The organism is Thalassolituus sp. UBA3500, assembly GCF_002377545.1.
Taxonomy (GTDB): Bacteria; Pseudomonadota; Gammaproteobacteria; order Pseudomonadales; family Oceanobacteraceae; genus Thalassolituus.
The window spans coordinates 136,791-149,335 of sequence record NZ_DFQB01000001.1 but is presented as its reverse complement, the minus strand read 5'-3'; the positions used below and the strand labels follow the sequence as shown (position 1 = coordinate 149,335).

Here is a 12,545-nt window from a genome sequence, read left to right as displayed (position 1 = left end):
TGAAGATATCTAAGAGACAATCGACTGAGAATTCATGGAAACGCCGCTCAGTAAAAAACTGCAGCACTTTATCCCCTTCGATGAATGGTCCGAAGACATCATCGAAGAACTGACGCCCCACTTTCGCGAGCATACGCTTTCCGCGAGAAAAATCCTGTTTAAGCGTGGCCAGAGCGACGACGAATGTCACTTTCTGCTCAGTGGCGGCATCGACCTTGCTGACGATGACTTCAATATCAACGGCATAGATGCTGACAGCGACGAGAATTTTATGGCATTGGACAACACGCACGTTGTTCATCGGTATACGGGCATTACCCGGACCCCCTGCCAGCTGGTATCTGTCAAGCGTGCCTATCTTGAACTGATTTCAACCTGGTCGGAATTTCGCCAATCAGAAAGTCGCAGTCAACACGACGAAGAGAGTGACTGGCTGGAACGACTGATTACTTCAGATCTGTTTACCCGAATCCCACCCGCCAATATCCAGAAGCTGCTGTCACGTTTTGAAGAGTTACCCGCATCGCTGGGCGATGTTGTGATCCGTGAAGGCGAAATTGGTGAGCACTGCTACGTGATCAAGACCGGCGGTGCACTGGTGACGCGCAAAGCGGATCAGGAAGAAGAGACGCTTGCCGCCCTGGGGCCCGGCGATCTGTTTGGCGAAGATGCCTTGGTAAGCGAACTGCCACGCAACGCCAGCGTGACCATGACCTCATCAGGAACCCTGGCCCGGCTCTCAAAAGAAGACTTTGACCCCTTGCTGAAAAAGCCTGTACTCAGCTATATCCGGGAGAGTGAACTCGACACCCTGATTGATGAGGCTGACACCGGTGTTATTATCCTTGATGTCAGGCACACCCAAGAAGCCAGCGCAGCTCCGGTTATCCGAGCTCGAAACGTACCGTTGTCCAGACTCCGCGAGACGCTGAAGTCTCTCGAACGGGATTTTATCTACGTCACAACAGGTGGTGGGCGCGCTGAAGCTGCAGCGTACATTCTCTCAGAAGCTGGATTCGACGCTCGCGTACTGGCATGAGCAGCCACCACTCCGCCAAGTCACTCTGGGCGCGCCGCAGGTTCTGGCTGGCACTGTCACTGTCACTGGGCCTGCATCTGATATTCTTGCCCGATCTCGGCCTGCAAACAAACGAGCAAGCCACTCGGGTCATTCTCGCCACCCTGAAAACAGAAACCCCAGAACGGGCTAACAAAGAAGACCAACGTGGTGAGCGATCGACACCGAGCAACCCCTTATCGACGCCACCGAGGCCAGACCCCGTTAAAGAGGCTGAGCCTGTCAGCGAAGCAGCCACAACCAGCTCAACGACGACGCCAGAACAAATAACAACCACAGCAAAAACTGAAAAAAACCAGAAGCCGGACACACCTGAACGTCCCACACAGGTAAAAGCCCCTCAACGCCCAAAACCGCCCGAACCAGTGCCCGCCGCTGAAAAACCTGCCACCCCTACCGCAACCTCATCCAGCGCAACAGAGGCCAGATTTGCTGGCGATGATCAGCGCTTCAGTGACCCGGTTGAACAGAAATACTACGAACGCCTTATGGCGCACCTGAATCAGAAGCTGCCCGCGCATCCTGATGGCATTCAGGGCAATGTTCGTTTACAGATCACCATTAAGTACGGCGCCGTCATCACTGCCGTTGACGTTATTGTCAGTAGTGGCAATCCAGCGACCGACGAATGGGCGCGACGCGCGATTCTGGCCACCAGCCCTGTTCCTGCTGTACCCACAGACCTCAAACAACCCTACCTGTTCAGGCCGACTCTGCGCCTGAGCGACTGAGGCCCACGTATAAGCGTTGTACAGGGTTAGAGCACACCGCTACAATCAACCGCTCTCACCGCTTCATATAAAGGAATCACCGTGTTCGATAGTGGCATCATTGCGTTTGCATTTATTGGTCTGATTTCATTCGCCAGCCAATGGCTGGCCTGGCGCGTTAAATTACCCGCTATTCTGTTTTTACTGGCATCGGGCCTGCTGATCGGCCCAGTCACCCAGCAGTTCAATCCTGACGCCCTGTTCGGAGACTTGCTGTTTCCTCTGATCTCTCTGGCCGTCGCCATTATTCTCTTTGAAGGTAGCCTGACTCTCGACCTGAAAGAAATACGATCGCAAAAAGGGGTCGTTCAACGGCTGATTACTATCGGGGCCGCTATCACCTGGGCGGTCGTGGCGGTTGCTACTCACTACCTGTTCGGATTGAGCTGGGAGCTCAGCATCCTTTTTGGTGCACTGACCGTTGTTACCGGTCCGACCGTCATCGTACCTATGTTGCGTACTGTCCGGCCAAACGCTGATGTCGGTAACATTCTACGTTGGGAGGGCATACTGATTGACCCTCTTGGGGCGCTGCTAGTGGTGGTCGTGTATGAGTTCATCGTCGCCCAGGGGCAGGCGCAGGGGGCTCTCAGCGGCATGCTCGCCTTTGTTGAAATCATAGCATCTGGAACTGTGCTCGGCCTCGCAGCAGGATGGATACTCGGGTTTATCCTGAAACGTCGCTGGGTTCCGGAGTACCTTGAGAACATGGCCACTCTTTCAATGGTATTCGTCAGCTTCAGTGTTGCTAATATGCTTGCTCATGAGTCTGGCCTGCTGGCGGTGACCCTGATGGGGATGTGGCTAGCGAATCAGAAAGATATCCGCATCAGTGAAATTCTTAACTTTAAGGAACACCTTACGGTTCTTCTTATTTCGGGGCTTTTTATCATCCTGGCAGCACGCCTGACACTGGATGACCTGATCGCGCTTGGATGGATGCCCTTCGCCCTGCTCGCCATTATGCAATTCATCGCAAGGCCTCTTTCGGTGTGGGTTTCTGCTATCGGCAGCACACTCAGCTGGCAGGAGAAGTCTCTGTTGTCGTGGATTGCTCCACGAGGCATTGTTGCCGCCGCGGTCTCTGCACTGTTTGCCATCAAGCTGGAGCAGTCAGGTGAAGCAGACGCTGCCATTCTTGTCCCCCTTACCTTTTCCGTTATCTTTGGAACCGTCGTGCTCCAGAGCGCAACCTCGCGCATGATGGCTCGCTGGTTGGGAGTCGCAGAGCCACCCCCGAATGGTTTTCTTATCGTAGGCGCGAATAACATCGCACGCACCATCGCCCTTGAACTCAGGAAGAACAAAGTGGATGTACTTCTCACAGATTCAAACTGGGATAACATCCGCGCTGCGCGCATGGATGGACTCCGCACGTTTTACGGAAACCCTGTATCTGAATATGCAGAGCAACGACTTGACCTGGTTGGCCTCGGTAAGCTCCTCGGTTTATCCCCGGAACGCAGCATCAACACAGTCGCTGGGATGAGATTTGGCAACGAGTTTGGCCAGCACAACATTTACGCGCTGCGGACATCTGTTGATGCTCGCCTGTCTGAAATGCATATCGACGGCGAAGAGCACCGCGGCCAATATCTGTTCAGCAAGAACCTGACCTACAGTAAGTTCTCCAGCATGCTGGCGCAGGGTGCCGAGCTGCACTCCACCCGACTAAGCAACGAATTTACGTGGAATGATTTTCAACAGCAGAACGGCAAAGACGCCATTCCCTTATTCGCTATTACACCAGAAGGCAAGGTTTTAACCAGCAAAGTTGATGGTACTTTTGAACCCAAAAATGACTGGAAAGTCATCAGTCTTTTCACACCTGCCTTGGTTGCTGCCAATGATCAAGGGGTTTCAAGGACGAGTTAATCCTTCTTGCCAGAGGGGCCAGATCACGCCCTGACTCAAAATGACACACCAGGTCATTTTGCATCAGAATTTAATATTGGCGCATTTTTACCACTATTTATAAATCTAAATGCTTACTGATAAGGATATTGGTAAGCCCCGTAGTTTCTGACCTCACCGGCACACGAAGTCATATTGCGCCATTCTTCGAGGGGCATGTTGCGTAAAATGACATTGTGCCACGGGACACCTGCGCGCACTCTGGCGCTACTCACCACTAATAACAAAGTAGTAGATATTCTCCAGATGTATTCGTTAAAACCACACGCAGAGACCCTACAGGCCCTGCGAAGGTTGATGCCACAGAAGGAATTGCGTAAGTCAGCCCCAAAACTTTCTGCAGCTGGAGAAGGACTCCAGAGCAGTACGCCCGCACTTCTGCAGGTACTCAAGACTTTAAGCGACAGCGAATTGTCATCGAAGCTGCCCGAAGTTTACCTGGAGTACGGCCAGATTATGGCGATGCAGAACCAGGTAACCGCTGGCAATCTGCTTGAGCTGTTCCAGTCAATGTGCGCTCAGATCAGCACGACCGAACGTCCGTTCGACCTGCATATTCTTGATGATGGACAGGTCAGTCACTGCGAATTCTTCTGGAAGCAGGATCCAACCCGCGTTCCTTCCGCAGAGCTTTCTGAACTCCTGCTTGCGTTCGGCTATACCGTAGGTAGTAACCTGCTTCAGGGCCTTACTGACCAGCTGTCGGTTTTTCTTCCGTATTCAGAGCCGGAACATATTGAGGAGTATGCTAAGTACGCACCGATGAAGGTGACCTTCGGTGCGCCATACTTCACTGTACGCTTACCTTCACAGTTTCTGACCCAGGCACTGGTTATCCGCACGGCCAACTTCCAGCCGCAGGGCGTACTGCGTCCGGCGCATCTTGTTGCCCAGAAAGCGTCCAACCTGCTTCGCAATGACCTTGCTAATCCGCCAACGCTGAATGAATTGTCGCAGAAGCTCGGTCTGACTGAACGTACCTGCAAACGCCGTCTGCAGGAGGCCGGAACCCACTACCAGCAACTGCTCGCTGATATGCGCCTTGTGCAAGCCAGCTTCTGGCTCAGCCGCCGGATGTATAACGTCAGCCAGGTCGCAGAACTCCTGGGGTACTCGAGCGTTGCGAACTTCTCTAAGGCGTATAAGAAATGGTGCGGATTCTCGCCGACCCATGCGAAACAAGGCATGCCAGTGCCGGATAACCGCACCAACGCTAACTGATACCTCCCCAGAATGCGGCACTCCCGTGCCGCAATCGCATTTTTGTGTGAACCACGCCCCTTAAAGCGCTATAATTGCCGACTTTTCGTTGACCTTGGTCGTCAACCGAACTCAGGGCGCCCTGCGTCCAAACGTATCAGGATCTGACATGGGTAAGAAAACCCCTTTGTATGATTGCCATCTGGACGCGGGCGGCAAAATCGTAGACTTCGGTGGCTGGGATATGCCCATCCATTATGGCTCCCAGATTCAGGAGCATAATGCCGTGCGTGAGGCAGCCGGCATGTTCGACGTTTCACACATGACCATCGTTGACGTGCGGGGCCCTGACGCCAAAGCCTACCTTCAAAAGCTTCTGGCCAACGATGTTGATAAGCTGCAGGAAACTGGTAAAGCACTCTACACCGGCATGCTGAACAACGATGGCGGTGTGATCGACGACCTGATCGTCTATCGCATGGAAGGCTGGTATCGCACTGTTGTGAATTGTGCCACCCGTGAGAAAGATCTCGAGTGGATGACTGCCCATACCAAGGGCTTCGACATCAGCCTCACCGAACGCCCTGAAATGGCTATGATCGCAGTTCAAGGGCCCGAAGCACGAGGCATGGTTCAAAAAGTACGCCCAGAAGCCGCCGACCTGATCGACAGCCTGAAGATATTCCAGGGCCTGGCACAGCACGGCTGGTTTTATGCACGCACAGGCTATACCGGTGAAGACGGCCTCGAAATCATGATCCCGAAAGACGACGCCGCCGATTTCTGGCAGCAGCTGAGCGAAGCGGGTGTCCAACCTTGCGGTCTTGGCGCTCGCGACACATTGCGTCTCGAAGCCGGCATGAACCTGTACGGCAACGATATGGATGAATCCGTCAGCCCGCTGATCGCAGGGATGGGCTGGACAGTCGCCTGGGAGCCCTCTGATCGAGACTTTATCGGCCGCGCAGCACTCGAAACAGAAAGAGCATCCGGTATCGCCATGAAGCAGGTCGGCCTCGTTCTGGAAACCCGTGGAGTGATGCGCTCGCATCAGAAAGTTGTTGTCGATGGCACAGGTGAAGGCGAAGTGACTTCAGGCACCTTTTCCCCGACGTTGCAGTATTCCATTGCGATTGCCCGGGTACCGGCAACCACCGGTGATACCGCCCAGGTCGACCTGCGCGGCAAGCTGACCGACGTTCGTGTGATCAAGCTCCCGTTCGTTCGTAACGGCCAAAAACAATTTTGAGATTAATCGTTAATTTTTAACTGGAGAAACCCCATGAGCAACATTCCTGCAGACCTGAAATACGTTGCCTCCCACGAATGGATCCGCCTTGAAAGCGACGGCACTGTGACGGTTGGCATTACCGACTTCGCACAAGACCAGCTGGGCGATGTCGTTTTCGTAGAGCTTCCCGAGGTAGATAGCGAAGTTACTGCAGATCAGGACATTGCCGTGGTTGAGTCAGTAAAAGCAGCGTCCGATATTTACGCCCCACTCGCAGGGAAAATCATCGCTGTGAACGATGATCTTGCCGATGCTCCGGAAAAAGTAAACGAAGACCCGTACGGAGATGCATGGTTCTTTAAAATGGAACTGGCGGATGCTGCGGATCTGGACAAGCTCCTTGATGCGGACGGTTACGCTGCTGCGTGTGAGTAATACGTTACTCTGACCCCGCTTGAAACAACGCAGAGGCCTCCTCTGCGTTGTCGTTTTACATTCTTACTTAGCGTGGGCACCAGCCCATATAGCCGATACTTTTACATTCAGGTTCAATCATGAGTACTCCTTCTCTCAGACAACTGGAACAGCGCGATAACTTTGTCAGTCGCCATATTGCCTCGGACGGTGCAGGCTACGACCTGCGTGAAGAAGCAGACATGCTGGCTGCCGTCGGTGCAGACTCTCTGGAGTCACTGACCAGTGAAATTGTCCCCGCTGACATCCTGCGCGAGGCTTTTCTGTCCTTCGGAGAAGCGACACCAGAAGCTGAAGCACTGGCACGCCTGAAGTCTGTTGCAGCACAGAACAAAGTATTCAAAAGCTATATTGGCCTTGGTTATCACGATGTGATCATGCCACCGGTGATCCTGCGTAACGTACTGGAGAATCCGGGCTGGTACACCGCTTACACCCCGTATCAGCCAGAAATCGCCCAAGGGCGTCTCGAAGCACTGCTTAACTTTCAGCAGATGATTATCGACTTCACCGGCATGGAACTGGCGAATGCTTCTCTGCTTGATGAAGGCACTGCCGCTGCCGAAGCCATGGCGATGGCTAAGCGCTCAGTACGTAAAAACAAATCAAACACCTTCTACGTTGATGAACTGTGTCTGCCACAGACCATTGACGTTGTCCGTACCCGCGCCGAAGCCTTTGGCTGGGACATCATCGTTGGTCCTGCAAACGAGGCTGCAGAACATGACGTGTTTGGTGCCCTGTTCCAGTATCCGGGTCGTCAGGGTGAAATCACTGACTTCTCAGATGTCATCAGCGCACTGCATGACAAAAACGCACTGGCCGCTGTTGCCAGTGACCTGATGGCTCTGATCAAGATCAAAGCGCCAGGCGAAATGGGTGCGGACATCGTACTGGGCAATGCCCAGCACTTCGGGGTTCCTATGGGCTTTGGTGGCCCACACGCCGCTTTCTTCGCCACTCGTGATGCTTACAAGCGCTCGATTCCTGGTCGAATCATCGGGGTTTCGATTGACGCCCAGGGCAATCAGGCGCTGCGTATGGCTCTGCAAACCCGTGAGCAGCATATTCGCCGTGAAAAGGCGAACTCGAATATCTGTACCGCGCAGGTACTGCTTGCCAACCTGAGTTCGTTCTACGCGGTGTATCATGGCCCGACCGGTCTGAAAACCATCGCCAACCGCATTCATCGCCTGACCGATATTCTGGCAGCAGGGCTTAAAAGCAGAGGCGTCGAACTTCTGAACCCGACCTGGTTCGATACTCTGACGATTAAGGTCGGTCATCGTGAAGACGTTCTGAAGCGCGCAGCAGAGCACGAAGTTAACCTCCGTGATGACGAAGCACTCGGCTTGGGTAATAACACACTAGGTGTGACACTGGGAGAAAAGACCACCGCAAGCGATGTGGCCGAACTCTTTGATATTTTCCTTGGCGCCGGCCACGGACTTGATGTCTACGATCTCGATGACGCCGTTGTAAAGGCGGGCTCGGATAGCATTCCGGCCGGGCTTCAGCGCCTGGCCGCATTCCTCGAGCATCCAACGTTCAATCGCTATCACACCGAACACGAAATGCTGCGCTACATGAAGCGCCTCGAAAGCAAAGACCTGGCGATGAATCACTCTATGATTACGCTGGGTTCCTGCACCATGAAACTTAACGCCACTACCGAAATGATCCCGGTGACCTGGCCTGAGTTCTCAAATATTCATCCGTTTGCACCGAAAGATCAGACTCCGGGTTACGAGCAACTGGTGCGCGAACTGGATGGCTACCTGCGTGATATCACAGGTTTTGATGCCATCTGTATGCAGCCTAACTCCGGTGCACAAGGCGAATACGCAGGCCTGCTGGCAATTAAGAAGTACCACGAGAGCCGTGGCGAAGGTCACCGTAATGTGTGTCTGATTCCGCGTTCTGCACACGGTACTAACCCAGCATCAGCACAGATGGCGTCGATGCGTGTTGTCGTCACTGAGTGTGATGAGCAGGGTAACGTTGATTTTGATGATCTGAAAAAGAAAGCCGAAGAGCTGTCTGATCAGCTGTCGTGTCTGATGCTGACCTACCCGTCTACTCATGGTGTCTATGAGAAAGGCGTGAAAGAAATCTGTGACCTGATCCACCAGCACGGTGGTCAGGTGTATATGGATGGCGCTAACCTGAACGCGCAGGTCGGTGTCACTCAGCCAGCGTTTATCGGCGCCGACGTTTCGCACATGAACCTGCACAAAACCTTTGCTATTCCACACGGTGGCGGTGGCCCGGGCATGGGGCCTATTGGTGTCGCTGCACACCTGGCGCCATTCGTGGCGAACCATGCAGTACGTCCGATTGACGATGCTTCCAAGGGCAATGGCGCAGTATCGGCAGCCCCTTACGGCTCTGCCAGCATTCTCACCATCAGCTGGATGTACATCACCCTGATGGGCGGTAAAGGGCTGCGTACGGCTACCCAGAACGCTCTGCTCAAAGCTAATTATCTGGCTAAGCGTCTGTCGGCACACTACCCAATCCTGTACTCCGGTCAGAACGGCCGTGTTGCGCATGAGTGTATTGTCGATTTACGCCCGATTAAGGCAGAAACCGGCATCACCGAAGTGGATATCGCTAAACGACTGATGGACTATGGCTTCCACGCACCGACAATGTCATTCCCGGTAGCGGGTACCTTTATGATCGAACCGACAGAATCTGAGAGTCAGGCGGAGATCGATCGCTTCGCCGACGCTATGATCGCGATCAAAGCTGAAATTGATGCGGTACAGAACGGCGTATTAGACGGGGAAAACAACCCACTGAAGAACGCACCGCATACCGCGGCAGTCGTTACCGGAGAGTGGGAGCGCCCGTACTCGAGAGAGCTTGCTGCCTTCCCTGTGAAAGAACTGGGTGCTCATAAGTTCTGGCCAACGGTAGGCCGTATCGATGATGTCTACGGTGACCGTAACCTGATCTGCTCTTGCCCGGCGATTGAGAACTACGAAGACTGATCATGGATTTCCGCCTTCGCGGAAATGACAGCATACTGTCGCGGGGAACGTGGCCAGGCACGCCGTTATGGAATGCACACCACGAGTCATCCCCGCGCAGGCGGGGAACCAGAAGAAATACGAAAAAGCCCGCATAATGTGCTTTTTACTATCCGGAGTGCCCGGTTTGATTATCGACCGCGACCGACAGATGCCGTCGCTTCATTGAGAACGGCCGGGTACTGTGCTTATCCAGCCAATCACCCAACTTGCCTGATTCAATAGGACGGGCAAAGAAGTAACCCTGAATCTCTTCCCCCCCCAACGACAATACCTTATCCAGGTCGTGACGATTCTCAACACCTTCAACAATGACCGATAGCTTAAGGCCATGCGCCAGAGAGACGATGCTCGAGAAGAGCCCTTCCCCACCGTTTCGAAGGCCAGCCACAAAGGACTGATCAATTTTCAGTGTATCCAGTGGGAAGTCGCGCAGATAGCTGATCGAAGAATAACCTGTACCAAAATCATCAATGGATATCCGAACACCGAGATTACGTAACGTGCTCAATATCTGGCGGATCTGAAGGACATCTCCCGCAAACACGGACTCAGTCAGCTCCAGTTCGAGGCGATTCGCTGGCATATTGACTGCCGCCAAGGTAGAAACAACGTCATCCACGAAGTCGTGCCGCCTTAACTGCATTACAGAAATGTTGACCGCCACACGTAGATCAGTGTCCGGAGCTTCTTTCATCAGCGTCTCGCATGCTTTCCGTAGGATCATCCGTCCCATCGCCGGCATCAGGCCAGATTCTTCAGCGAGCGGAATAAATGTTCCCGGGCTGATCGCTACATTACGTACGTTATCATGCCAGCGGGCAAGCGCCTCAAACCCAGTCAGGCGACCGTCATCAACAGACACGAATGGCTGGAATGCGATCTCGATATCATTATGTTCAATCGCATAGCCGAGCGACTGAACCAATTGCAGACGCTCACTAGCCTCATACCCCCACTTATCGTCGTAAACAGAGACGCCGGTCTTGCGCGACTTCGCGCGATAGACGGCGATATCAGCGTGTTCTAACAGTTGTTCAGCACTAGTACCATGATCCGGGCAAAGTGCTATACCTACACTGGCTCCCAAAGATACTGGCCCGCTGTCCAGCTCAATTGGCTTGCGAAGTTCAGACACCAATTGGGTAGCGAACTCCTTTACCTCAATCTCAGATACATCACGGCGTTCAAGAATCACAAACTCATCCCCGCCCCAGCGGGCGCAGATCACCTCATCGACACAGGCGTCTGCTATACGCTCAGCAATAACACGAAGAACATGATCACCGGCAAGATGGCCCAGCCCATCATTCACCTCCTTAAACCTGTCGAGATCAAGCAGATAAACAGCAAACGTGCTTTGCTCATCGGTTTGCTCTTTCAGCGCCTCGCTCACTTTTCGGGAAAAGTAGTAGCGATTTCCCAGGCCCGTCAACATATCGTGCGTGGCTTGATAGTTCAGTTCATGCGTGCGTTCTTCGATCTGTTGCTCTAGGTTAGCATTCACTTCTGTCAGACTCTCACGAGCATTTGTAAGTTCGACGTTGAGAACTTCCATTTCTTTCGACCGGAATTCTGACAACTTCTGCAGCAGGCGCCCTTTCATTGAATACACAGTCGACTGATGAATGTTTTCTACAATCAACAAAAAGCTGATAGAGCCGAGCATCCCCAACGAGATAGAGGACCATAAGTCTTCTCCCGAAAACAAAATAATTGCAGGAGGAACAACACACATCACACTGTTCAAGTACAACAGTAAGCGGTCTCCACTCAATCCCATCGTACTTATCACCGCAATAACAATCAGCGTTCCGCTAACCACCCCAAGACTGAAACCAGTCATGATTTCGTAGAAAAGCACCAATAACGCGTACCAGCCGAGCTGATTCGCCACAACACCAATACCAAACAGAGTCCGCCAGGTTCGCAAACGAAATCGTTCGGGATTTTCCAGATGTAATAGAAAGCCTGCTGTGCGTAATGTCTGTACTGACAGATAGGCCAGAAACCAACTCCATAATAACCCTTCATACTCCGGAACACGTAGAGTGAGCACCATGAAAAAACTAGCAGTAATCTGAAGCATAACGGCCGGCGTGGCACCAGCATGGAGGATGTAAATGAGACGCCTTCTAAAACCGATCTGGGACATATCAGGCTCATTAACTTCGGCCCTTGTGTCTGTTCTCCTCTTGCGCAAACGATTGATATCGGTAAGGTAAATCCAGGAAAAAAGACCCACTTCACAAGCAATAAGTACTATCCCGCTCAGGCCAAAAGCGATCACTGAAGTCTCGCCAAGAAAGGTTAACTGCAACGCCAGTGGCAATAAGTTCAGCGCCATCAGGCCGATACCAACCTTAGGAAAAACTGCGAAAGGTAAACTGTGGGCATAAACAGTCACAACAAACAGCGATACCGCAATCAGGCGTGTATCAGCATCGAGTCCTGGGAGGATAATCATCCCAACCGCCACCCAGAAAATAATCAGAACACAGAATACCCTCACAAGAGCTCTGAATGCGGAAGCTGGACAGACGTCACCAGGGCGCTTCCGCACATACTTATATGCCATTGATACAGGGATGATGTAACCGGTGAGCAGGACAGCGACAACGTCCCAGTGCGGCCAGGCGGTACGAACAGCTACCATGCTTAAAGATGCGATACTGAAGGCCAGAGCGATAAGTCCTCCGGCGATGCTTCGCTTCATGAGTATTCGCACTCTGCTTTCAAAAAACTCGCTGTCGCCTTGAAGCAACGCTGGAAAAAAATTTGAGAAGCTCATATTTAGTTACGCACCAAGTCGTATTTTTATTATCTAAGTGCCTTCCTTGAGC

General features: G+C 52.8%; 8 protein-coding genes. 7 read left to right on the top strand and 1 reads right to left on the bottom strand.

All coding sequences use genetic code 11. The features are described from left to right. Positions 1 to 34: 34 nt before the first annotated feature. From B2R29_RS00685 to gcvP, 7 genes are all read left to right on the top strand, one after another. Entirely contained in the window at positions 35 to 1,039 is a 1,005-nt protein-coding gene (locus tag B2R29_RS00685) for a cyclic nucleotide-binding domain-containing protein (RefSeq protein WP_301179332.1), read from the top strand. Continuing rightward, positions 1,036 to 1,809: an energy transducer TonB family protein gene (locus tag B2R29_RS00680; RefSeq protein ID WP_301179331.1), complete on the top strand. Its 774-nt coding sequence runs from the start codon at positions 1,036 to 1,038 to the stop codon at positions 1,807 to 1,809. Before B2R29_RS00685 ends, B2R29_RS00680 begins: the two co-directional genes overlap by 4 nt. 81 nt (positions 1,810 to 1,890) lie before the next feature. Further along, positions 1,891 to 3,723, top strand: a complete 1,833-nt coding sequence (locus B2R29_RS00675; protein WP_301179330.1) for a cation:proton antiporter — start codon at positions 1,891 to 1,893, stop codon at positions 3,721 to 3,723. Positions 3,724 to 3,930: 207 nt separating this feature from the next. Continuing rightward, the gene (locus tag B2R29_RS00670) at positions 3,931 to 4,983 is read left to right on the top strand and encodes a helix-turn-helix transcriptional regulator (RefSeq protein ID WP_301179329.1); all 1,053 of its coding nucleotides are present in this window, start codon (positions 3,931 to 3,933) and stop codon (positions 4,981 to 4,983) included. A 148-nt stretch (positions 4,984 to 5,131) separates the two neighbouring features. Then, positions 5,132 to 6,211, top strand: coding sequence for a glycine cleavage system aminomethyltransferase GcvT (gcvT, locus tag B2R29_RS00665; protein ID WP_301179328.1), 1,080 nt, complete (start codon positions 5,132 to 5,134; stop codon positions 6,209 to 6,211). A 33-nt stretch (positions 6,212 to 6,244) separates the two neighbouring features. After that, entirely contained in the window at positions 6,245 to 6,628 is a 384-nt protein-coding gene (gene gcvH / locus B2R29_RS00660; RefSeq protein ID WP_068435266.1) for a glycine cleavage system protein GcvH, read from the top strand. Positions 6,629 to 6,747: 119 nt separating this feature from the next. Then, positions 6,748 to 9,663 (top strand): aminomethyl-transferring glycine dehydrogenase, encoded by a 2,916-nt coding sequence (gene gcvP / locus B2R29_RS00655; protein WP_301179327.1) that lies wholly within the window; start codon positions 6,748 to 6,750, stop codon positions 9,661 to 9,663. Positions 9,664 to 9,811: 148 nt separating this feature from the next. Here gcvP and B2R29_RS00650 read toward each other — a convergent pair whose 3' ends face one another. Further along, positions 9,812 to 12,169, bottom strand: coding sequence for a putative bifunctional diguanylate cyclase/phosphodiesterase (locus B2R29_RS00650; RefSeq protein WP_301179326.1), 2,358 nt, complete (start codon positions 12,167 to 12,169; stop codon positions 9,812 to 9,814). Between the last annotated feature and the right edge of the window lie 376 nt (positions 12,170 to 12,545).